Origin of the sequence: Jiangella muralis (genome assembly GCF_001270745.1) — a bacterium.
GTDB lineage: Bacteria > Actinomycetota > Actinomycetes > Jiangellales > Jiangellaceae > Jiangella > Jiangella muralis.
In genome coordinates this window covers 45,867-68,348 of the sequence record NZ_LFXL01000010.1, presented here as the reverse complement: position 1 = coordinate 68,348, position 22,482 = coordinate 45,867, and the positions used below count along the sequence as shown (strand labels likewise).

Sequence of the window (22,482 nt, the reverse complement as noted above, 5' to 3'; positions counted from 1 at the left end):
GGATCGCTCAACAACGGACGAGGCACGTGTAGCTCGATCTCCCGGGCTCGGTTTCGACATTCCGGCCGTCCGGAAGGCGAACCAGCGCGCTGGTGCCCGGCGGCACATCGAGGTCGAGCCTGAACCTGTGTGCGTCCGTCTGCCAGGACGCTTCTATGCGGCCGTAGGGGGATTCGTGTACGGCTCGTGCCCAGGTGAGGTTACCGCCAGGCATGGGCGCGATCTCGAACCGCTGGTACGCCGGACCGGTATCGAGCAGGCGGATGCCCGCGACGTGGCGGTGCAGGAACGAGATGACCGCACCCTTGCTGTAATGGTTGAGTGACGCCCGGGCCGTGCCGTTCTCGTCGAGCCCTCCCCAGAGTTCCCAGACGGTCGTCGCGCCTCGGTCGATCATCGTCAACCACGACGGCGGGGTGTCCTGGAGCAGGAGGTCGTAGGCGACCTCCAGATGCCCGTTGTCGGCCAGGACGGGCAGCAGGTGCGGCGTAGCTAGGAATCCGGTGCCCAGGTGCGTCCCGGCGGCACGGACCAGGCCCACGAGCTGCCGCGTCAGCGATGCACGGAGGTCGGACGGAGCCAGGCCGAAAGCGAGCGTTCGGACATGCGTGGCCTGAGTGGCGTGCGTCAGGGTCCTGTCAGGTTTGATGAACTCGCGCTGCCAGGCATCCCGGGCAGCAGCCGCAAGTCCTCGGTAGTGCCTCTCGTCGTCGTCGCGGCCCAGTACTGCGGCGATCTTGGCCACGAGCTGCGCCGAACGGTGGAGATAGGAAGTCGCGACGTCGCCGTGGTCGCTGGCCGCGAGTCCCGCGATGTGCGCCCCGATGTCGTCGATCCCAGGCTCGAGCCATTCCCCCCAGTGAAAACCGGCGTCCCAGAGGAATGTCTCGTGCGGGGCGGCACCGGGCCGCGATGCCACTCGGTCCGGATGGCGCTGCGCCCGGGCGATGCCGGCGGCGTACTCGACCCATGCGGTCATGGACGGCCACTGCTCGGCCAGGAGATCTCGGTCGCCATAAGCGCGGTAGATCTCCCATGGCACGACGACCGCGGCGTCGCCCCAGCCCGCGGCGCCGTTCTCGAAACCCAGCAGCTTCGCCAGGTCCATGGGCACGGTGTTGGGGATCTGGTCCACCACGCGGCCGCTCGGCTCCTGCTCGGCGGCAAGGTCGCGCAGCCACTTCGCGGAGAAGCCGGCGACGTCGTAGACCAACGCCGCCGTCGAGACGAAGATCTGCCAATCGCCGGTCCAGCCGGCCCGTTCGCGCGTAGGACAGTCGGTCGGGATATCGCAGGCGTTGTCTCGGAAGCTCCACACCGCCGCCTCGTGCAGCCGGTTGATCCGGTCGTCGCTACATTCGAACCACCCAGTGCGACGGGCATCGGTATGGACGACTATGCCGGTCAGGTCGTCCTCCGTCAGGCCGTCCGGGTGACCTTCGACTCGGACGTACTGGAATCCATGGATCGTGTGCCGGGGTTCGAACCGGTCGTCCGAAGTCCCCGCCGACTTGACGTGGTCTTCCTGGAGCGGGAGGTCGAGGTTCGCGCACTTCGGCTCTCGTTGCACTAGCTCCTCACTCGGCTGCACCACAAGGTGGTCGAGCGTCACGTCTCCGTACTCGTCGAGCGCCTCGCCGTGGGTCAGGCGCAACTCGGTTCCGTCGCGGCCCAGGTTGGTGAGCATGATCCAGCCGTTGATGTTCTGCCCGAGATCGAACACTTGCCGGTCGGGGCGCGGCCGGGTGACGGCGACCGGTCGAAGTGCCTGGGTGCGCCGCACCGGGGGCGCGGGCGAGGATCGGAGCCGAGTCAGGTCGTGGTCGCGGACGGCTACCGCAGACCAGCCCGTGTCCCGTGGGTCAGGCCGGCACCACTCGCCGATCGTCGTGCGGAAATCGACGCCTTGTCCCTGAATCAGGTCCGCAGCGTGGATCGGCCCGATCCGCGAGGACCAGTTCGGACCCGTCCCAGCTGACGTCTGTGACCCGTCGACGCCATACAGCTGGAGCTGGGCGAGCAGCGCAACGCTGTCGCCGTAGATGTCAGTGAGGCGCAGTCCTCCGTTCTGACCGCGGAACCAACCGTCGGACAGAACCGCGCCCAGCGTGTTCTCGCCAGGAACCAGCAGGTCGGTGACGTCGTACGTCTGCACCTGCAACGTGGATTCGTAGCTGGTGAATCCCGGCGTCAACTCCAGGTCACCGATCCGGCGCCCGTTGAGAAAGCATTCGTAGATCCCGTGTGCGGTGGCGTGCAGTCGTGCCCTGGCCACGGGACGGTCGACGTCGAAGGACCCGCGCAGGAGATGGGCAGGGCGGGGCGTCGTGGCGCGCGTCTCGTCGGACTCGGTGGGCTCGATCCATTCAGCTATCCAGTCGTCTGGGCGGAGCAATCCCATCTCCCACCAGGAGGCGGCTGCCCATGAACTCTCTCCGGCGTCGGTCCAGACCCGGACGCTCCACTCGACACGATCGCCCGAGTGGAGCGACGGTCCGGCGTACGACACCAGCAGTGACCGGCTCGAATCCACTCGGCCGGAGTCCCATGCGCCGGCCCGGATCTGGTAGGCGAGCTGCCGGCGGGTACCTGCCGGAATCCGCCACGACAGCCGCGGATTCTGCATGGTGATCCCCAGCGCCTCGTCGAGGTGCTCGACTCGCAGGTGCGTCGGTGCGGTCACACGCGTCTCCTCGAATTCACGCCAGGCGCCTGCCACGGCGAAGCGGGCACTCAAAGTGGGCTGCTGCGCTGGACAACGAGACGAGCGTTTCACTAACCAAGATACCGCACGCGCGGAGTCCGGATCCGAGCGCTGTGCCTGGCGCCAGAAAGCGCCTCCTCCTGCCGGGCGTCTCCGCGGACCAGAGTGAGCTGGGTCGAGAGGAGCGCGGCGTGAGCGACCTGAGCGGCGCCAGGGTGCTGGTGACCGGGGCCGACGGATTCATTGGTAGTCATCTGGTGGAGCGTCTTCTGTCCGAGGCGGCGAGCGTGCGCGCCTTCTGCGTGTACAACTCGAACGGCTCGTATGGTTGGCTGGACGAGCTGGCCCGGACACAGCGAGCCGATCTGGAGTTCCGGCTGGGCGACGTCCGTGACGCGCGTTCGGTCGAGGATGCAGTGCGTGGTGTCGACGTCGTCTTCCACTTGGCGGCCCTCATCGCGATTCCGTACAGCTATCAGGCGCCGCGGTCGTTCATCGACACCAACATCATCGGCCTGCTCAATGTGCTCGAGGCCGTCCGGGATTCGGGTGTCAGGGTGGTGCACACCTCGACGAGTGAGGTGTACGGGACTCCCACGTCAGTGCCGATCACCGAGGATCATCCATTGCGCGGGCAGTCCCCGTACGCGGCCACCAAGATCGCCGCGGATCAGCTCTGCGAGGCATACGTCCGTTCGTTCGGCGCGGACGTCCTGACGCTGCGGCCGTTCAACACCTACGGGCCGCGGCAGTCGGCCCGGGCCGTGGTGCCTACGATCCTGGGCCAGTTGCTTTCCGGCGCCGGGGCCGTGCGGCTGGGCAGCCTCACACCGCGGCGAGATCTGACCTACGTAGCTGACACGGTGGACGGGTTCGTTCGGATGGGCGCGTCCACCCTGCCAGCGGGGTCGGTCGTTCAGCTCGGGACAGGGACCACGGTGTCGATCGGTGACCTGTTCACGCTGTGCTGCGAGGTCGTCGGTACCGAGGCCGAGGCGATCAGCGAGGCAGAACGGGTCCGGCCGGAGGCGAGTGAGGTGCAGGTGCTGTTGTCCGATGCGAGCCGGGCGAAGCGCGAGTTGCGCTGGCAAGCGTCGACGCCGCTGACCGAAGGGCTGGCCGCCACCGCGCGATGGCTGGAGCCGAGAGTCCACGCCGAGCTGACGGCGAGGTATCAGCGGTGATTCCCCTCGCAGTACCGACCTTGGACGGGAACGAGGGCCGGTACCTGCAGGAGTGCATCGACTCCGGCTTCATCGCGGCAGGGCCCTTCGTGGAGCGTTTCGAGGCCGCGTTCGCCGACGCCGTCGGGTCCGGGAACGCGGTGGCGTGCGCCACCGGCACGGCTGCGCTGCACGTGGCGCTCAGACTGGCCGGCGCTCAGCCGGGTGCGCTGGTGGCTGTCTCGGATTTCACGTTCATCGCGTCGGCCAACGCGATCCGCTATACCGGCGCCGACCTCCTGCTGGTAGACAGCGAGCGCGACACATGGAACATGAACACCGAACTGCTCCACGACGACGTCGTGCGGCGGGCTCGGACGGGTGCACCGATGCCGGATGTGGTCGAAGTCGTGCACGTACTAGGCCACCCGGCGCGACTCGAGCCGTTGGTCGAGTTGCGGGACCGATTCGGCATCGTCATCGTCGAGGACGCGGCGGAGTCGCTGGGCGCGGTGTGCGATACCCAGGGGCGGCAGGCCGGGACCGTCGGCGCCTTCGGTTGCTTCTCGTTCAACGGCAACAAGATCATCACCAGTGGCGGTGGAGGCATGATCGTCACCAACGATGGCGGACTGGCCGCGACCGCGAGGCATCTGTGCGCCCAGGCGAAGGCTTCGGGCGGCAGATATGTCCATGACACCGTTGGGTACAACTACCGCCTCAGCAATCTGGCGGCAGCGCTGGGCGTCGCACAGCTCGAACGGCTGGCGGATCGGCTACGCGCGAAGCGGGCCATCGCCAGTCGATACGACCGGCTGCTGCATGATCTGCCGGTGTCGGCGCCGCCGCGCGCCGCTTGGGCCGAACCGACCCACTGGCTCTACTCCGTGTTGCTCAGCGACGGCGCAGCAGATCCTGACGCGGTACTCGCGGTGATGGCCGAGGAGCGGATCCAGGCCCGCCGACTGTGGCCACCGTTGCACCGGCAGCGACCGTACCGCTCGGTCGAACGGCTGGCCGGTGAGGTCGCGGACAATGTCTATCGGCGCGGCCTGTCGTTGCCGAGTTCGGCGCATCTCACCGCGGACGACCAGATCGCGGTGATCGCCGCCTTGACCAAAGGGCTTGGCAATGCGTGAACGAGCGACCGACGGTTCTGGCGGGCGTTCCTCTGGCCCAGTTGCCATCGTCACGGGTGGTGGACGGGGGATCGGCCGGGCCGTCGTGCTGCGCCTGGTGCAGCACGGGTGGCGATGCGTGATCGCCGGTCTGGACGACGACGATCTGCGCAGCACGGCGGATGAGGCCGCGACCCTGGGCTGGCCGATCGCGACCGTGACGTGCGATATCGCGACAGACCACGGGCGTTCGGCCGTTGCCGAGACCTGGGCAGTGGTCTCGGGTGGGCGGTTGGACATGCTGGTCAACTGCGCCGCCCGATGCACGGCGATGCCGCTGTTCAGCCAGTCGACGGAGGACTGGTCTGGCGAGTTGAACACCAATCTGGTGGCGGTCGCGGTGCTCTCGGCCTGGGCGATCGAGCGGATGAAGCCACATCGAACCGGTTGCGTGGTGAACGTCGGGTCGGTGTACGGCTCGCTCGGCTTGAACACGGAGTACTACGCCGGGGTGTACTCGACCGACGGGCCGTCCGGACCCGTGCGCGCACCCGCCTATCACGCTTCCAAGGGTGGGGTGGCGGCTCTGACCCGTGAGCTGGCCGTAGCGGCTGGTCCGTGGAACATCCGGGCGAATACGGTGTCGCCCGGCATGATCGACACTCCCGAGCGGTCGTTTGCCGCCGATCGGATCGCCGGATTCGCTCGGGCGACACCGCTGCAGCGCATGGGCGAGCCCGACGAGGTCGCCGCCGTGGTGGAGTTCTTGGCCTCCGATGTGGCGGCGTTCATCACCGGTACGGAGATCGTCGTCGACGGCGGCTGGTCGGTTTGGTGAGTCCTGCTGCCGGCCGCGATGCCGGCGACAACGAGTGATGAAGGAGTGAACATCGGCGATGAGGATCCTTGTCACAGGCGTGGCCGGCCGGGTGGGGACGAGCCTGGCTCTAAGGCTCCTGCGCTCCGGTCACCAGGTTCGGGGCACCGTACGACCAGGGGGGCGGTCGCCACATCGGTCGATTGCGGATGACATCGAGGTGGTCGAAGCATCCCTCGCCGATACCGCGGCGCTGACTCGTGCCGTCAGCCAGGTGGACGTCGTCGTCCACCTGGCGGCACGGATGACCATCGGTGATACGCCTGCCGACGAATTCGTGGACGTCAACGCCGGGGGAACACTGCGACTCCTCGAGGCCGCCGTATCGCAGGCGAAGCCGGTGCGTCGGTTCGTCCTGGCCAGCACGGACAACGTCTACCGTCCCGGTGTCCCCACGACGGTGCCGATCACCGAGCTGCAGCCCGCCGTCCCCGGGGACTACTACGGCATGTCAAAAGTCCTCGCGGAGCAGGTGGTGGTCAACTATCACGTGCTCCATGGGATCGAGTACACGATCCTGCGCCTGGGGTCGGTGATCGCACCCGACGAGTCCATCGGGCTCTTCCGCAGAGACTGGGTGCGAACGTTCCTCGTGGCGCACGCTCAGGCCGGCCGGCGGAGCAACCTCTGGCCGCTCTTCGCGGCCTGCGGCGACCTCGCGCACCTGGTCGACGCGGCCACCGCCGGCCGTGACGGCAACCCAGCCGTGGACCTCGCCGGACCGCGAGGTGAGCCATGGGCGATCCACTTGACCGACGTCCGCGACGCGGTCGCCGGCACCGAGCTGGCCATCGATCACCCCCACGCGGCGAACGAGGTCTTCAACATCCTGGGCCCGCGCACGACGACGACAGCCGAGGCCGCCGCGGTCATGCGGAAGCTCGCCGGCGTCGACGCCGTGACCGTCCGGCTGCCGGTGACGTTGGCTTTCGAAGTGGCCACCGCCAAGGCTCGGCGCCTCCTGGGATACCGGCCCAGGTGGGACTACGAGGCGACCCTGCGAACGGCACTGGCGTCCTCCGGGGCGCCTCCGACGGGCGACGTCCCCGTTGGTGAAGCGTGACGGCGATGCGGCGAGTGTGCGTGTTCACGGGCTCCAGGGCCGACTACGGGCCGTTGCTCGCGCTGATCCACGCATTGGAGGACGACCCGGAGATCGAGCTCAGCCTCATCGTGTCCGGCGGCCACCTGGTCGCGGACCAGGGCATGACCGTGCGCCAGATCGAAGCCGACGGCTTTCGCATCGACGAACGGGTGGAAATGGTACTGGCGAGCGACACCGCGACGGGTGCGGCGAAATCGTTCGCGCTCGGCGTGATCGGCTGCGCCGAGGCACTCGATCGCGTCGGGCCAGACCTGCTGATCTTGCTCGGGGATCGCTATGAGGCGCTCGCAGCGGCGGTGACAGCCAGCATGCGCCTGCTCCCGATCGCGCACATCAGCGGCGGTGAGCTGTCCTATGGCTCGACCGACGATTCCGCTCGCCACGCGATCACCAAGCTGGCCCACCTTCACTTCACCGCGAACGAGGAATTTCGCCAGCGGGTCATCCAGATGGGGGAGCGCCCCGAGACCGTCCACTCGACTGGCGTTCCCAGTTTGGACACCATCAGGTCGGCACCCCTCCTCGGGCGTCCGGAACTGGAACGTCGGATCGGCATGGAACTTCGGGATCCCGTGATCGTCGTGACCTATCACCCGGCGACGGCCGATCCGGACGGAAGCCGTGACGGTCTCGTCGGTCTCCTGACGGCTCTCGATCGCGTGCCCGACGCAAGCGTGGTCTTCACTGCCACGAACGTCGACCGGGACGGATCGAGTGTCGCGGCCGCGATCCGCGCCTACGGGCTTCGCCACGCCTCCCGCGTCAGTGTCGTGTCCTCGCTCGGTCAGACCGGCTACCTGAGCCTGGTCAAGCAGGCCGCCATGGTCGTGGGGAACTCCTCCAGCGGTCTGGTGGAGGCACCAGCACTGCAGACACCCACGGTCAACATCGGCACCCGCCAGGACGGCCGGCCGAGGGCGACCTCGGTGATCGACTGTGGTGAGCAGGCGGAGGAGATCGAGTCCGCGATCCGCCTCGCGTTGACGCCCGGGCACCAGGCACTCGCCCGAAGCGCCGTGTCGCCGTTCGGCGACGGGCGAGCCGCCGCCCGCATCGTCGCGATCGTGAAGAACGTCGAGCTGGGGTCCCTGCAGCCGAAGACGTTCGCCGATCGGGGGTGCGAGTCCGTGAACCGCCCTGGCGGTCAGCCGCGGCGCGGCTTGCCGGCGTAGTAGCCCACGCATGACGCGGGGTAGTCCCGAGACCGCATCTCGTTGACGACCAGGTCGACGTCATAGGTGAACGAGCGGGGGCTGAATGTCATCGTCTCGGCCTCCAGGGTCATGTAGTCGACGACGTCGATGTAGCGACGGTTCTGGCCGACACTGCCTGGGTTGTGCAGCCAGAACGGCGGCCGGCGCACGCTGAACTGACGATGCGTGTGACCGAGCACGTAGTTGCCGTCCAGGCCGATGGGTGTGTCGGGAAAGATGTAGCGGCCGTCGATCGTATGAGCGAAGGTGAACCCGTTCCGGTGGTGACTGGTGTCAAGCGTCGAGATCTCCTCGAACCGGGTGAACCGAGGGTGGCAGACGTCGAAGAACTGCTGGGCGACCGGATTCCGGCCCGCGTAGCGCCCACGGACGAAGTCAGCCTCATGATTGCCCTCGAGGTAGACGAGATTCGGCAGCGCGGTGACGAGGTCGACGCACTCATTGCTCCACGGCCCATAGCCGACGACATCGCCCAGGCATACGTACCCGTCGGCATGACCGGCGTGCTCGAGCATGAGCTCGAGGGCGGGAAGATTGCCGTGAACATCGCTGAAGACGACCAGTGCCATGCGCTACAAGGGCTCGGGGCTGGACCGTGTGAGGACGCGATCACGTGTCAGGTCCTCGACGGCGGAGTTCGGCACGACACGCTCTCGCCAGTACCGCAGGATCGTCTGCTCCGTGACGGCGTACGACGGTGCGATCCCGCGACACAGATAGTCGGCGATCATTCTCGGCTCGTTGAATCCGCTCATCGCTCGTGCCGCCGTGGTGCCGGAGCAACGAGCGTTGATCTCGAAGATGAAGGGCCGGCCGTCCCGCATTCGAAGCTGGACGTTGCACGCACCGAACGGCTTGACGGCGTCCATCGCCTTGTACACCTCGGCCTCGACGGTGTCATCGCTGACGACGAAGCACCTGTAGGTGTCACCGTCGCGGAGCAATCGGCGCATCACGATGACGCCATGACACGTGCCGTCGAGATTGACCGAACCGCAGGTGAACTCCTCCCCATCGATGTGTTCCTGGGCGACGAACAGCGACAGGTCGACGCCGCTTGCCTTCAGGGCGGTCAGGTCGCCGGCGTTGCGTACGACGTGCACATCGCGGGAGCGGGACCCGCCTTCCCGTTTCTTGACCACGTACGGGTACGGAAGAGGAATACCGGCGGTGGCGTTCCCGCTCAGGTTCATCGTCACTGGAACGCCGATCCCATGCCGGGAGAGGGCCTGGTAGGTGGCCAGCTTGTTGTCGCAGAGCTCGACGACGTCCGGTGAGGAGACGATCGGGATGGTTCCGACTTCGACGAACCTGCGCGCCTCCTGCGCGAGCACGGGCAGCTCGGTGTCGAGGCCGGGAAAGAGCAGCCGGCAGCTCTCCTTCTGGCAGATCGTCAGGACCTCGTCGACGAAGTCGGGGTCGTCTGGACGAGGGATCAGATAGGACTTCCGCGCCGCATAGAGCCCGGTGGCCAGAGCATGGGCGTCGAGTGCCACCACGTCGTACGCGCTGCCCTGCAGCGCCTTGAGGATGCTCTGCCCGACACCGCCTCCTGCTCCGGTGACGGCGACCCGGATTCTGGTCTCCACACGAACTCCTAGGTCGCGTATTGGGTGAGACCGGGTCCTCGTCCGGTCCCGTGTCGATGCTGTCGCCCGGGGTGGCTCAACGGCCAGGGGGCCACTTCAGACGCGGTTCCGCGGACGCCGCCGGGGAGATCAAGAGAAGTCGCCCCCTGCCGACGCGCCCCTTGCGGGCGTGAGTGTGGATGCACGTCAGGGCCGCCGCGGTGAGCTCACGGCTGAAGGGAGGTCGCCGGCGAATGAACCGATACGAGACCAAGCTGGCCGACGTGGTTGCCAGTGCCGAGGCATCCTTGCGGGATTGCCTCGTCGTCATCGAGAAGCATGGTGTGGAGACGGTGCACGTCGTCGATGAGCGGGACAGGCTCGTCGGCGTGCTCGACGCAACGGCGATCCATCAAGCGCTCATTGCCGGCGCGGGCATGGCCGACCCGGCTCGAGAGCACGTTCACCCTCCGGTGGCGACGGTCCCGCCCGATCACAGCCGCGCGCACGTCCTCGACGTCATGCGCGCCCTCAGAATCGCCGAGCTACCGGTGGTCGATGCGTCTGGCCGTGTCGTGGGAGTACACGCGGGCCAACGGGTGATCGGCGGCGATCGGCGGGACAACTGGGCCGTGCTGATGGCCGGCGGCCGGGGAACCCGGCTGGCGCCGCTCACCGATACGGTGCCGAAGCCGATGCTGCCGGTGGCGGGTCGGCCCATCCTCGAGCGCCTCGTACTCCATCTGGTCGGCATGGGCATCGACCAGATCTTCATCTCCGTAAATCACCTACGCGACGTCATCGAGGCGCACTTCGGCGACGGCGCGCGCTTCGGCTGTTCCATCACGTATCTCCGCGAGGAGCCCAACCAGCCGTTGGGCACCGGCGGCCCGTTGGGGTTGCTCCGCTCGCATGCGCCAGCCGCGCCCGTGCTCGTCATGAACGGCGACCTCGTCACCGAATTCGCCGTGGGTGACCTGCTCGATACCCACGCGGAGGCAGGCGTGGTCGCGACGGTCGCCACCAGTGCGCATCAGCACCAGGTGCCTTTCGGGGTTCTGGAGGCCGACCGCGGCCGCCGTCTGCGGCGGATCGTCGAGAAGCCAACGGTCTCGTGGTCGGTCAACGCCGGCATATATGTTATCGAGCCGAGGCTGCTCGACCGAATCCCACCAGGAGAGTTGTTTCCTATCACCTCTTTGCTCGACGATTGTCTGCACCGAGGTGAGCCGGTGGGACTCTGGCGGCTGCACGAGGGCTGGCAGGACATCGGCAGGCCCGAGGAGCTGGCGAGGGCCCGAGGCGATCGATGATGATGCGAGGTTTCGCCTGTCGGACGTGCTCGAACGGGACCGCCGACATTGCAGAGTCGGCGGCCCCGCACTCATCGGGAGCCCTCCGCCCTTCGCCGACGGCGAGTTGCCGACCGCTGCGGAGTGGTTGGAAGGAACCCACCCGACGGCGCAGGCCACACAGATCTGTTGGCACCGATGAGCTCGAGTCGGACTCACCCCCAATGGCCCGAGGTTTGCTCAATGAAATAGATAGTTCTTAGTGAGAAGCTAAGTACCGTGTCGTTGTGCTGTCAACGCCCGCCCGGTGTACACATAGTAGGCGAATGCTATGAGTAGCATTCACTGGACATTAAATCAACTCGGACCTGTCCGATATTCGTTCCTGCGCCGTCCGGGTCATGTCGCTGCCGCGCTGCCAGTGTTCCGATCCCAAATCGATGCGACGCCCGAGGTGGATTGCGCGCATACGTAGTCGGCGTCGGCTCGAAGGCCGTCCCGCACCATGCCGCGGAAATCGCGCTCCGGCCAGAATCCGATGCGGCCGATGGCGGAGTCGATGCTCAACTCCAGGCGGTGCCGGATCGGCATCGTCACCATGAGCTTGGGTACGCCGTACATCTCGGAAATCACCGTCGCGGCCTGGTCGTGTCGCGACGGCGTCCGCTCCGCCAGGTTGAACGCGTGTCCGACAGCGCCGGGTTCCGTGAGGGCGCGGTAGACGCCCTCGACGGCGTCCCGCACGTCGAGCAAGGACATGGTCCAGGGCTGCAGGTCGGGATCACGCAGGCCCACCGCGGTGTCCGGTGCGGCATGGCCGGCCTGTTCGTCGAACAGCTTCACTAGGTTCGGCTGGCCGTCGAACAGCGGCCACAGATGTGAGTTGCGCCCCAGTGCCTGCCAGCCGAGCACCGCTCGCCAGAAGCTCAGCCGGAACATGGTCCCGGCCTCCTCCGGGCTGACCACAGTCGCGAAACGCACGATCGAGTAGGGGATGTCGAACTGGGCGGCGTGGTTGCGCAGGATCACCTCGCCGAGGAGTTTGCTGGTGCCGTAGTGGTCGGCCGGCTCCTGCCGCGAACGCTCCCGCAGCGGCCATTCCGGTGGCCGGCCCGGCCGGTAGGTGCCGTCCGAGCTCGCCAGCACGAACCTCTCGGGCTTCGCGCTGGAGCGCAAGACGCCTTCGAGCAGGCGGAGAGTGCCGAGCGCATTGACGTCGTAGAAGCGATCTACCGGCGTGTCGCCGCGGATCAACTGGGCCGCCAGGTGTACGACGTGCGTGACGTCGCGGCACGCGTGGTCGATCGCGCGCTGATCACCGAGGTCCGCCTCTACGACGTCGACGGCGGGGAACGCGTCCAGCTTGGGCCGGTGTGGATCACCGGGAAGGATCATCGCCCTGACGTCCGCGCCGGAGGTCACCAGCCGTTTGACCATGTTCGCGCCGACCCGGCCGGCAGCACCTGTCACCAGAACTCGCATGCCGTCTCCACTCTCGATCTGGGCCGAGCAGTAGCATTGAAATGGAACCTGTGTTTCAGTATTGCCGAGATCTGGATGTTAGGACAGGGGCGCGGGCAGTGTGGCGCCGACGACGTTCTAGGCAGGGGCGGATGCAGACATCACTTGACCACACCATGCTCGCCAGCGGCGTGACCATGACGACGGCACGCGGCCAGCGGCCCGGGCCGACACTCGCGCTGCTCGGCGGCGTCCACGGCGACGAGGACGAGGGCGTCCTTGCGGTACTGCAGGTGCTCCATGAGCTTCGGGACGCTGAACTCGCTGGCACCGTGCGGGCCGTGGCGCCGGCCCACCCGGCGGCCTGGGCCGCGGCGAGCCGGACCAGCCCGCTGGACGGTGCTGATCTGGCACGCTCCTTCCCTGGTGATGGCGGATCTCAGACCGCTGCCATCGCCGCGGGCCTCACCGATGGCGTGATCGCCGACGCCGATCTGCTGGTGGATCTCCACTCGGCAGGACGCCGCTACCGGATGCCGCTGTTCTGCGGTTTCGTCCAATGGAGGAGTGGTGCGGAGCAGTCGGAACGGGCGGCGCTGGCGTTCGGAGCGCCACTGGTCTGGGCACATTCAGCCGTGGCCCCCGGGCGGAGCGTCAGCGTGGCGATCGAGCGCGGCATCCCGGCCATATACGCCGAGAGCTCCGGCGGGGGGAGCATCCGCTCCGATCAGCTGGAGGTGTACGTCCGCGGCGTGCTCTCGGTTCTGGCGGAGTTCGGCATGCTGCCGGCGCCGTTTCGTCGACGGCCGGTGTCAGGGCCGCGGTGGGTCTACGACGGGGGTGATCTCGACGCGGGCGTCGCCGCTCGACACGACGGTCTCTTCGTCAGCACAGTGAATGCGGGTGCCGTCGTCGGGTCCGGCGAGGAGGTGGGTCGTCTCTACTCCTACGCCGGCGAACTGCTGGAAACCATCACGACGCCGTCCGACGGCATGGTGATGTTCCTGCGCCGGCAGGCGAGGACCCGCGCGGGCGAGGTGCTCTTCGCATTGGGTCGCGTCGAGAGCGGAGCGGTGGGATGACGATCAGCCGTTTCGCCGCCGATCTGCCAAGGGTCGACCAGTTCGTGACGCTTGGGGAGGGCGACACGCCCGTGGTGGAGCTGCCCGCGATTGCCGGACGGCTCGGCCTCCGGCGACTGTCTGCGAAGCTGGAGACCCAGAACCCCACCGGCTCCTACAAAGACCGGGTGGCAGCCATGTCCCTGTCACTGGCCCGCCAGCAGCGCAAGCGGGGATGGATCGCGTCCTCGTCGGGCAACGCTGGGCTGGCGATGGCGGCGTACGGCACACGTTCCGGACTGCCGGGCTTCCTCTGCCTGGTCGCAACGGCTCCGTTGGAGAAGAGCATCCCGTTGCAGCCGTACGCGGTCGCCGTCATCGGCGTGGACGGCGTCGGCGATGGTGCGACGAGTCGTGAGCTCACCGGGCTGATGGACGAGATCCGTGACGCGGCCGAGCGGCACGGCCTGTACCTCGGCATCACCGCGCACGCGATGAACCACGACGGTATGCGAGGAGTCGACACGATCGGCTACGAACTCACCGAGCAGGTCCCCACCGCCAGTCACGTCTTCGTCCCCGCTGGGGGCGGAGGTCTGCTGGTCGCGTTGGCTCGTGGTTTGCGCCAGCGCGAACACGACGCCCACGTCGTCGCCTGCCAGCCGAGTGGATGTGCGCCGGTCGTTCGTTTTCTCGACGGCGGCGTCCCCATCCCGGTGATCGCGCACTGCGACAGCCTCGTTTCGGGGCTCCAGGTGCCCAGCCCGCCAGACGGGCCGATGGCCGTTGAAGCCGTCGAGCGATCCCAAGGCTGGGGAACGATGACGTCTGACGACGAGATTCTCGCGGCCCAGCGTCTACTCGCCACGGTGGAGGGCATCTTCGTCGAGCCGGCGGCGGCAACGACGCTTGCCGCGCTGGTCCGCGACGTCGAGTCCGGGCGCGTGGACCGCCACGCCCATCCAGTCCTGATTCTGTCCGGGGCGGGTTGGAAGGATCTCGGCCGCTTCGGCGCAGCTGCCGGCAAGCTTCCGATCGTGACGTTCTCCGATGTGGCACCGCAGGTAGACATGTGGGCCACGGGGCTGGACTCCTCTGACCGTCACCTCGCCGGGAGGCACCAGTGAACAACGGCCGGCTCGCTGTGGTCACGGGGGCAGGAACCGGAATCGGCCGGTCAACCGCGGTGCGGCTGGCTGACGCGGGATTCGTGTGCGTTCTGGTCGGACGCCGGAAAGCTTTGCTGGACGAGACCGCGGACCTGCTGGGCGCCGAACCCGCCGTCATCGTTCCTGCGGACGTGACCACGGAAGCCGGTCGGAGTGCCATCTGTGATGCCGTCGACGCCAGGACGGAGACCGTCGGCGCGCTGGTGAACAACGCCGGAGACTCGAACCTCGCCCCGTTGTTCGCCCAGGATCTCGGAAGGTGGCGAGACAACTTCGCACTCAACGTCGAGGCGGCTGCGTTCCTGTCGTTCGCTGCAATGCGCCGGATGAAGGACGCCGGTGGCGGTGCCGTTGTCAACGTCGCCTCCGTCTACGGACGAGTCGCGCTGAACAACGCCTTCTATCAGCCGAGGTTGCCGGCCCATACCGCCGACGGCCCGGTCCGTGACGCGTCCTATTCCGCATCGAAGGGGGCGCTTCGAATGCTCTCTCGCGAGCTTGCCGTGGCCGGTGCCCCGATGGGTGTGCGCGTGAACACGGTGTCGCCGGGCATGATCAACGTGGGAAAGGTCCCGTTGGCGTCGGACGCCATGAAGGCTCTCGCTGACGCGACCCCGATGGGCCGGATGGGGCAGCCGGAGGAAGTGGCTGCCGCCATCGCGTTCCTGGTGTCGGCCGAGGCAAGCTTCGTCACCGGCACGGAGATCGTCGTCGACGGAGGTTGGACGGCCTGGTGAGCCAAGCGACACGACCTCGCTCGTGTTGTGCCGGCGGTCAGAGCTCGGAGAGCTTGGGTTCGAGGAGTTCCGGTGGGATGTCGCGACGGGGGAAATGTCGCTGGGCCTGGCCCTGGACCGGCGTGCGGACGACGAAGACGTCGCCGGCGAGGGCGGCGGCGCGGCCCGTTTGGGGCGCGGCGAGTGCCGCAGTGGTGATGAAGAGCTGGTCTCGTCGCGGTCCGCCGAACGCACAGCTCGTCACGTTCGGGGTGGCGACGCTGATCGCGCCGAGCGGCCGGGCGTCGGGAGCGTAGCGGCGGATCTCCCCGGCGCCCCAGACCGCCAGCCACAGGCAGCCCTCGGCGTCGACCGTGAGGCCGTCGGGCAACCCGTCGCTCGATGGCACCTCGATGAACGCCACCGGATCGCGTGGCACGCCCGCGTCCGCGTCCCACTTGTACCTCTGCACGGTCTGCGACAGCGTGTCGACGTGGTAGAAGTACTCGCCATCGGGGCTCCAGTCCAGACCGTTGGACATGCCGATGCCGTCGATCAGCTGCTCGGTCGTGCCGTCGTGGTCGACGCGGTACAGGGCGCCGGTGAACCTCGGATCGGTCGCGGCCGTACCGGCCACGAAGCGGCCTTGAGGATCACACTTGCCGTCGTTGAACTGGGTCGCGAGGTCGGGCTCGATCGGTAGCCAGAGACGGGGAAGGTCGGCCCAGCTCGGTTGGATCAGCACACCACGGCGGGTGGCCAGGAGAAAGCCGCCGCCGTCGATAAGAGCGACGCTCCCAAGGGCCTCTCCGATGGACTGGTATGCCATGCTGCGGTCAGACCGGCTCCACCGCCACAGATGGCCCGCAGGGATGTCCACCCAGTACAGCGAGTCGTTCGCCTCGTCGTAGACCGGGCCTTCGCCGACTTCGGCGCGACAATGGATCGCCTGCGTGGCCTGCTGTCCGGCCATCGGTTCACGCCCCCTGCCGTTGTGACGGTCTAGTCGCGTCTCATCGGCTGCAGCCGTGCCGCGATCTCGATGAGTGAGCTGGCGACACCGGCGACGTCCTCGGGCAGGAACCTGCTGGCAGGGCCGCTCACGCTCAGTGCTGCGGGAAGGCGGCTGCCGAGGATCGCGACGGCGACGCACCGGCCGTCGACCTCGTTCTCGCCGTCGTCGACCGCGTAGCCGCGCAGTCGCACCGTGGTGAGCTGCGCGAGGTAGTCGTCGACCGACGTGATGGTGCTCTGCGTGCGCGGCGTCATCTCCTCCTGATCGAGGAGTTCGCGCACGAGATCCTCGGGAAGCTGAGCGGTGATCGCCTTGCCGAGCGCGGTGCAATACAGCGGGTCACGGCTGCCTGGTGCGCTTGCCATGCGCACCGTACGGTGGCTCTCGGCCACCTCGACGTATCGGACCGCGCTGCCGTCGAGCACGCCGAGGTTCGTGGTCTCGCCCGTATCGTCGCGCAGCCGTTCGAGCCACGGTCGTGCGCGCTCCTTCAGGACGTCGAGGTCGCGGGATTGCATGCCGACGAAGCCGAGCCCGAGGCGGTAGCGGCCGTCGGTGTCGCGCTCCACGTACCGGTGCTTCTCGAGCGTCCACAGGTAGCGGAAGGCGGTGGCTTTCGCCATTCGGATGGAGCGGTGGATCTCAACCAGCGACATCGGCTCCGGCGCCTCCTGCAGAGCATTCAGCATCGAGACGACTCGCTCGACAGACCGGTTGTTGTACTTCCTGGCCTGCTCCGGGGTGGCCGTGGCCGGGTCTGGGGCTGCATGGATATCGATGGTCTCGTCGTCGTGCGCGTGCGCGTGCGCGTGCTCGAGGTCGTCGTGGTCGCGGTCTGCGGCCCGCTTGCGTGGCATGGCGCCGCCTCCAAGGGTTTTTTGTTCCGAACCTGTCGTTTCAGAAGCATACTGAACGCAAGATCGTTTACCAGGGGCCAGTTCGGGCCGACCGCGGAAATCCGACTGCCGGGCGGTCGATCGCCGCGCGCAGCTCATGGCTGCCGGCGAACTGGCCCCCTTGACGCGCGGTTTCCACAATCGTAGCGTGATTTGCCAAGTGGAGCGCCTGTTTCGATAAATAAAACGCCCTGGTACCGGTGTCACGGTTCAGCCCGCCCCGGCAGGAGAGACCCTCATGACCGCAGATGCTCGATCTCGTCCCCGTTCCCGGGAGCTCCACCGGCGCGCCAGCCGGCGGACCCCCGGGGGTGTCCATTCCAACATCCGGCTGGCCGGTCCGCGGATCTTCTTCGAGAGCGGCAGCGGACCCTGGCTGCGCAGCGTCGACGGTGACGAATACGTCGACTACCTGCTGGGTCAGGGCCCGAACTTCCTCGGCCACGCGCCGGAACCCGTGGTGCGGGCGGTCAGCGAGGCCAGCCGCACCGGCGTCATCTTCGGTGGCCAGCACGAGCTCGAGATCGAGGCGGCGGAACTGGTCTGTGAGACGCTCGGCTGGCCCGACATGGTGCGCTTCGGCGTGTCCGGGACGGAGGCCGTGCAGGCGGCGTTCCGGCTGGCCCGGGCCGCCACCGGGCGCACGAAGATCGTCCGCTTCGAGGGTCATTACCACGGCTGGCTCGACAACGTGCTGACGGCGCCCGACGGCGACGGCTGGGGGCCGGCGAGTGCTGGACAGCTCGCCAGCCACCTCGACGACTTCGTCGTGCTGCCGTGGAACGACGCGGACCGGCTGGCGGCGTTGCTCGCCGCCGAGGGTGATCTGATCGCCGCCGTCATCATGGAGCCGGTCATGATCAACGCGGGCGTCATCGAGCCGCGGCCCGGTTACCTCGAGCGGGTCCGCGAACTGTGCACCGCGTACGGCATCGTGCTGATCTTCGACGAGGTGCTGTCCGGGTTCCGGCTCGGCCTCGACGGCGCCGCCGGCCGGTACGGCGTCACGCCCGACCTCGCCACTTACGCGAAGGCACTGGCCGCAGGGTGGCCCGTGGCGGCGCTGGCAGGCCGGGCAGATCTGATGGAGCACTTCGGCACCGGCGAGGTCAACCACTCCGGCACGTTCAACGGCTCCGTGGTCGCGACCGCCGCGGTCAAGGCCAGCCTGGAGCTGTTGCGTGACGAGCCGCCGTACGCCGCCATCGATCAGCACGGCACCGCGCTGATGGCCGGCATCCGCGAGTTGGGCCAGACCTACGGCATACCGCTGCGTGCCGCCGGCCTGCCCGCCGCGTTCCACGTCTCCTTCGGCGATGCCGACGTCGTCGACTACCGCACGCTGCAGGAGCTGGACCTGGCCCGGTATGAGGAGCTGGCCGAGGAGCTGGTCGGCCACGGCGTCTGGGTGGCGCCGCGCGGCGTCTGGTACGTCTCAGCCGCCCACGGGCCGGGCGAGCTCGACGCCGCGCTGACCCGGTTCGCCAAGACGCTCACGGAGTGGCTGTGACGGCGGGCTCGGAGGCCGCCGCCGGGCCGGACGAACAGGAGGCGCCGGCCGCGCCGTTCCGGCCGTTCGTGCGTGCGGGCGATTTCGTCTTCGTGTCCGGGCAGGCGGCGGTCGACGAAGCGGGGCGGCTGGTGCCGGGCACGTTCGAGGAGCAGTTCCACGGATCGGTCGACAATGTCCGCCGGGTCCTCGCGCAAGCCGGCCTCGGCCTGCGGCACGTTGTCCGGACCGGCTGCTACGTGCACGAGATCGCCGACGTCCCGGAGTTCAACCGGCTCTACCGCGAGTACTTCCGGTCGCCGCTGCCGGCCCGGACCACGCTCACCGGCTGTCTCACCGACGAGGTCCGGTTCGAGATCGACGTCGTCGCATATGCCGGCGACGGGGAGGGCTGACCGGTGCGGCTCGCGCTGCTGGGACTGTTCCACGAGGCCAACACGTTCTCGCCACTGCAGGCCGACCGCGCCCTGTTCGCGTCGGGCGGGCTCTTCCGCGGTGCCGGTGTCATCGACGAGTACGAGGGCTCGTCGACGACGATCGGCGGCTATCTCGCCGCGGGCGAGCGGCTCGGCGTCGAGATCGTTCCGCTGACCTTCGCGTTCGTCAACCCGGTCGGCGCCGTCACCCAGGACGCGTTCGAGTGGCTGGCCGGCGAGATGCTCGGTGAGTTGGCCCGCGGCGGTCCGTGGGACGGCGTCCTGCTGAACCTGCACGGCGCCGCCGTAGCCGAGCACCTTCCGGACGCCGATGCCGAGCTGGCCCGGCGGGTACGTGCCGTCATCGGGCCCGGCGTGCCGGTCGGTGCCGTCCTCGACCTGCACGGCAACGCGTCGCCGTCGCTGGTCGACGCGCTCACCGTCACACTCGCGTACCAGACCAACCCGCACGTCGACGCCGCCGTGCAGGGTGCGCGGTGCACGGAGCTGGTGGTCCGGGCCGCGCGTGGCGAGATCACGCCGGTGCAGGTGTTGGTGCCGCTGCCGCTGGTGGTGAACATCGCCCGGCAGGACACCGGCGAGGAGCCGATGGCGTCGCTGATCGCGGCCGCCGGGCGGGTCGCGGAGCGCCCGGGCATGCTGTGGGCCGGCGTGCTGGAGGGTTTCCCGTACGCCGACGTGCCGCACGTCGGCATGTCCTGTCTCACCGTGCACGACGGCGACCTGCTCGCCGCCGAGTGGGCGGCATGGGAGCTGGCCGAGGCGGTCTGGTCGTGCCGCGACGATTTGCAGGCCCGCGGGCACACCGTCGAGGAGGCGCTGGACCTCGCCGAACAGGAGCCCGGGCCGGTCGTGCTGCTCGACGTCGGCGACAACATCGGGGCCGGCGCGCCCGGCGACTCCACCGTGATCCTCACTGCTGCGCTGCGCCGCGGGCTGCGTTCCCTGGTCCAGACGCTGTGGGACCCCGAGGCCGCTGCGGCGTGCGTCGCCGCCGGAGTGGGGGCCGAGGTGAGCCTGTCTGTCGGCGCCCGGCATGACCACTCGGCCGGCGCGCCGGTGCCGGTGAAGGGCCGCGTCCGGGTGATCTCCGACGGCCGATTCGAGGAGCCGGCGCCGACGCACGGTGGATTCCGCTGGTTCGACATGGGCCCGACCGCCGTCCTCGAGACCACCGATGGCCCGACGATCGTGCTGATGTCGCGGCAGACGATGAACACCAGCCGCCGCCAGCTGACGGCCCTCGGCCTCGACCCCGCGACGTTCCAGGTGATCGTCGCGAAGGGCGTCAACGGGCCTCGTGCGGCGTACGCGCCGATCGCGTCGCGGCTGGTGGTCGTCGACACCGACGGCGTCACCGCGATGGGCCTGGAGCGCTTCGACTACCGGCGCCGGCGCCGCCCGCTGTATCCGTTCGAGCCCGCCACGTTCCCGTCGGCGGCTGCCCGATGACGTTCTGGACGCCTGTATGAGCCACAGCTGAGGAGTTTCACAGATCGAAAACAAGGTCGGGGTTGACGGGCGGAGGCGCGTGGATGTCTCAGTCCGCCATCCTGTGTTGGTCGTGATCAGCTGGCGAGAGTAAAACACCTGTTCATCGACTGCGGAGCCGGCCAAGCCTCTGCGGCGGTACCTGCCGCCGCCTTCCCAGCTGATACCGAATCGTTTCAAAAACACGGCCAGCAGGGCTTGGGTGTAATTCAAAACTCAAGTATTATCTACCGAAACGCGATCCGCTCGCACGACAGGAGGGCCGACTGATGTCTGTGGGATTCCGGTCATTCCTGGAGGTCGAGGCGGGGCCCTGCGTGGCTACGGTGATCGAGCACATGGAGCGGTGGTCGAAGACGAAGGAGATAGGCATCCATGCCGGTGCACCAGGTCGGTATGTTCTCGATCCCGACGACGTCATCACGATCGCCCGCCACGAGAACGACGGCAGAGCCGTCTATCGGTGGCGGCGCCTGCACCCATTCGCGCAGGGGCGGACCGAGATCTGGCGAACCACGATCACCGCGGTCGAGGATGCTGGTCGCCCGGGCTGGCTCCGGACGGAGATTGAGGTCGCCGACGACGACGGCGACCCACCTGCACGTGTCCCCTTCATGTCCGTGCCGGCCGTGCTGCGATCGATCCTGGCCGACCTCTCGTGCCTCGATGGCGTAGTACCGAGCGCGACGGCTCCGACCTGGGTCGATTCCGCCGACTTGCCGGATCTCATGGACTACCTGGCGGACAGTTCCAGGCTCGGTCCGGTCTATGTGGCGCGGCAGGGCAAGCGTGACACGGAGGCGTTCTACTCCTGGGCGGCCGACGTCATGTGGGAGGTCGTGGGGCTGGGGAACGCATTCCTGCTGGCCGGCGAGGTCGAGCACGAGTTCAACGAGATGGTCGGTGAACTCCACGCCATCCCGGACGGCGCGATCCGCACCTACCTTCCGGGCGTGCAGCTCGACGACCCGCGTGACCCACGTCGGCACCAGATTCTCGGATCGGTGCGCATCGACCGGAGTGGGCCGCGGCGGCTGGCTCACATCTTCGGGCTCTCGCAGCGAGACCGTGGCAGTCTCATCACTCTCCCGCGCGAAGCCGCCGAGGTTGAGCAGATGCTCGAGGCGGGCGAGGCGGCGGACTACTACGGCACCGTCGGGGCCGAGCTTCGCGTGGTCGGGGTCGAGGTGGACGCACGCGACGATGCTGCGGCCGCCGGCTCGCCAGGCTCCACCCTGTCGCGGCGTGCGCAACACCGCCGGCTGGTCGAGCTGCTCGAGGAGAACGAGCGGCTGCGCGGCGAAGTCGAGCGCCTGCAGCGGGCAGCGGGCGCGACGCAGCGTGCTGACCTGACCGTCAAGGCGGCGCTCGAGACGCTCGAGGATGGCGTCAGGGCATTGCGCGGGCGGCTGGCAGGTGCTGACGTCGACGCTACTCACGGGGTGCATCAGCAGCTCAGCGCATCCTGACCCGTCCCCAGATCCGCAACCGGCAGGTCTGCTCCTGGCAGTCGGCTGGACGGCTCACGTCCTCGGCGCCAGGAAAGCTGGAAATCCCCTAGCGACACGCCGATGCGTTGATATGGCGCACTCTGCCTGCGCGGCGGGCGCCGTTGTCCGACGCGCGAATCGCTGTCTTGTGTTGTCCGACTTGCATCTCTGGCTCGCTGGGGGAAAATCTCCGGT

General features: G+C 68.1%; 19 protein-coding genes. 13 read left to right on the top strand and 6 right to left on the bottom strand.

Annotation, left to right across the window (positions count from 1 at the left end; all coding sequences use genetic code 11):
- Nucleotides 1-7 precede the first annotated feature (7 nt).
- On the bottom strand, nucleotides 8-2,683 hold the full coding sequence (locus ACW62_RS18490) for an alpha-L-rhamnosidase (protein ID WP_083459907.1): 2,676 nt from the start codon (nucleotides 2,681-2,683) through the stop codon (nucleotides 8-10).
- A 212-nt stretch (nucleotides 2,684-2,895) separates the two neighbouring features.
- Between ACW62_RS18490 and ACW62_RS18485 the strand changes: the two genes are divergently transcribed.
- Genes ACW62_RS18485 through neuC form a run of 5 tightly spaced genes read left to right on the top strand, consistent with a single transcriptional unit; the run spans nucleotide 2,896 to nucleotide 8,139 of the window.
- Nucleotides 2,896-3,888, top strand: a complete 993-nt coding sequence (locus tag ACW62_RS18485) for an SDR family NAD(P)-dependent oxidoreductase (RefSeq protein WP_053205894.1) — start codon at nucleotides 2,896-2,898, stop codon at nucleotides 3,886-3,888.
- A 20-nt stretch (nucleotides 3,889-3,908) separates the two neighbouring features.
- Nucleotides 3,909-5,006, top strand: a complete 1,098-nt coding sequence (locus tag ACW62_RS18480; RefSeq protein WP_205629451.1) for a DegT/DnrJ/EryC1/StrS family aminotransferase — start codon at nucleotides 3,909-3,911, stop codon at nucleotides 5,004-5,006.
- Nucleotides 4,999-5,823 (top strand): SDR family NAD(P)-dependent oxidoreductase, encoded by an 825-nt coding sequence (locus tag ACW62_RS18475; RefSeq protein WP_083459906.1) that lies wholly within the window; start codon nucleotides 4,999-5,001, stop codon nucleotides 5,821-5,823. Before ACW62_RS18480 ends, ACW62_RS18475 begins: the two co-directional genes overlap by 8 nt.
- Before the next feature lie 58 nt (nucleotides 5,824-5,881).
- On the top strand, nucleotides 5,882-6,925 hold the full coding sequence (locus ACW62_RS18470) for an NAD-dependent epimerase/dehydratase family protein (RefSeq protein WP_083459905.1): 1,044 nt from the start codon (nucleotides 5,882-5,884) through the stop codon (nucleotides 6,923-6,925).
- Between the two features lie 20 nt (nucleotides 6,926-6,945).
- Nucleotides 6,946-8,139, top strand: coding sequence for a UDP-N-acetylglucosamine 2-epimerase (gene neuC / locus ACW62_RS18465; RefSeq protein ID WP_169792085.1), 1,194 nt, complete (start codon nucleotides 6,946-6,948; stop codon nucleotides 8,137-8,139).
- Here neuC and ACW62_RS18460 read toward each other — a convergent pair.
- Both ACW62_RS18460 and ACW62_RS18455 read right to left on the bottom strand, forming a co-directional pair.
- Nucleotides 8,112-8,750: a metallophosphoesterase family protein gene (locus tag ACW62_RS18460; RefSeq protein WP_053205588.1), complete on the bottom strand. Its 639-nt coding sequence runs from the start codon at nucleotides 8,748-8,750 to the stop codon at nucleotides 8,112-8,114. The genes neuC and ACW62_RS18460 overlap by 28 nt on opposite strands.
- 3 nt (nucleotides 8,751-8,753) lie before the next feature.
- Nucleotides 8,754-9,770 (bottom strand): ATP-grasp domain-containing protein, encoded by a 1,017-nt coding sequence (locus tag ACW62_RS18455; protein WP_053205587.1) that lies wholly within the window; start codon nucleotides 9,768-9,770, stop codon nucleotides 8,754-8,756.
- Nucleotides 9,771-10,003: 233 nt separating this feature from the next.
- Between ACW62_RS18455 and ACW62_RS18450 the strand changes: the two genes are divergently transcribed.
- The gene (locus ACW62_RS18450; protein ID WP_053205586.1) at nucleotides 10,004-11,062 is read left to right on the top strand and encodes a sugar phosphate nucleotidyltransferase; all 1,059 of its coding nucleotides are present in this window, start codon (nucleotides 10,004-10,006) and stop codon (nucleotides 11,060-11,062) included.
- Between the two features lie 378 nt (nucleotides 11,063-11,440).
- Here ACW62_RS18450 and ACW62_RS18445 read toward each other — a convergent pair whose 3' ends face one another.
- The gene (locus tag ACW62_RS18445) at nucleotides 11,441-12,523 is read right to left on the bottom strand and encodes an NAD-dependent epimerase/dehydratase family protein (protein WP_083459902.1); all 1,083 of its coding nucleotides are present in this window, start codon (nucleotides 12,521-12,523) and stop codon (nucleotides 11,441-11,443) included.
- A 176-nt stretch (nucleotides 12,524-12,699) separates the two neighbouring features.
- Here ACW62_RS18445 and ACW62_RS18440 point away from each other — a divergent pair, with 176 nt between their 5' ends.
- From ACW62_RS18440 to ACW62_RS18430, 3 genes are read left to right on the top strand one after another with little or no spacing between them, the layout of a single operon-like run.
- A complete protein-coding gene (locus tag ACW62_RS18440; RefSeq protein WP_240477350.1) occupies nucleotides 12,700-13,584 on the top strand; it encodes a succinylglutamate desuccinylase/aspartoacylase family protein in 885 nt (294 codons plus the stop codon).
- The gene (locus tag ACW62_RS18435) at nucleotides 13,581-14,690 is read left to right on the top strand and encodes a pyridoxal-phosphate dependent enzyme (RefSeq protein ID WP_053205583.1); all 1,110 of its coding nucleotides are present in this window, start codon (nucleotides 13,581-13,583) and stop codon (nucleotides 14,688-14,690) included. The genes ACW62_RS18440 and ACW62_RS18435 overlap by 4 nt, the downstream gene beginning before the upstream one ends.
- The gene (locus ACW62_RS18430) at nucleotides 14,687-15,469 is read left to right on the top strand and encodes an SDR family NAD(P)-dependent oxidoreductase (RefSeq protein ID WP_083459900.1); all 783 of its coding nucleotides are present in this window, start codon (nucleotides 14,687-14,689) and stop codon (nucleotides 15,467-15,469) included. The genes ACW62_RS18435 and ACW62_RS18430 overlap by 4 nt, the downstream gene beginning before the upstream one ends.
- Nucleotides 15,470-15,506: 37 nt before the next feature.
- Here ACW62_RS18430 and ACW62_RS18425 read toward each other — a convergent pair whose 3' ends face one another.
- Nucleotides 15,507-16,421, bottom strand: coding sequence for an SMP-30/gluconolactonase/LRE family protein (locus ACW62_RS18425; RefSeq protein ID WP_083459899.1), 915 nt, complete (start codon nucleotides 16,419-16,421; stop codon nucleotides 15,507-15,509).
- A 29-nt stretch (nucleotides 16,422-16,450) separates the two neighbouring features.
- Nucleotides 16,451-17,458, bottom strand: coding sequence for an IclR family transcriptional regulator (locus ACW62_RS18420; RefSeq protein ID WP_205629449.1), 1,008 nt, complete (start codon nucleotides 17,456-17,458; stop codon nucleotides 16,451-16,453).
- Nucleotides 17,459-17,597: 139 nt separating this feature from the next.
- Here ACW62_RS18420 and ACW62_RS18415 point away from each other — a divergent pair, with 139 nt between their 5' ends.
- From ACW62_RS18415 to ACW62_RS18400, 4 genes are all read left to right on the top strand, one after another.
- Entirely contained in the window at nucleotides 17,598-18,869 is a 1,272-nt protein-coding gene (locus ACW62_RS18415) for an aspartate aminotransferase family protein (protein WP_053205580.1), read from the top strand.
- Nucleotides 18,866-19,264 carry a RidA family protein gene (locus ACW62_RS18410; protein ID WP_053205579.1) on the top strand — a complete coding sequence of 133 codons (399 nt, stop codon included), beginning with the start codon at nucleotides 18,866-18,868 and terminating at the stop codon, nucleotides 19,262-19,264. Before ACW62_RS18415 ends, ACW62_RS18410 begins: the two co-directional genes overlap by 4 nt.
- A 3-nt stretch (nucleotides 19,265-19,267) precedes the next feature.
- On the top strand, nucleotides 19,268-20,758 hold the full coding sequence (locus ACW62_RS18405) for a M81 family metallopeptidase (protein ID WP_053205578.1): 1,491 nt from the start codon (nucleotides 19,268-19,270) through the stop codon (nucleotides 20,756-20,758).
- A gap of 308 nt (nucleotides 20,759-21,066) precedes the next feature.
- Complete coding sequence (locus ACW62_RS18400; RefSeq protein ID WP_053205577.1) at nucleotides 21,067-22,266, top strand: hypothetical protein; 1,200 nt, start codon at nucleotides 21,067-21,069, stop codon at nucleotides 22,264-22,266.
- The last annotated feature ends 216 nt before the right edge of the window (nucleotides 22,267-22,482 follow it).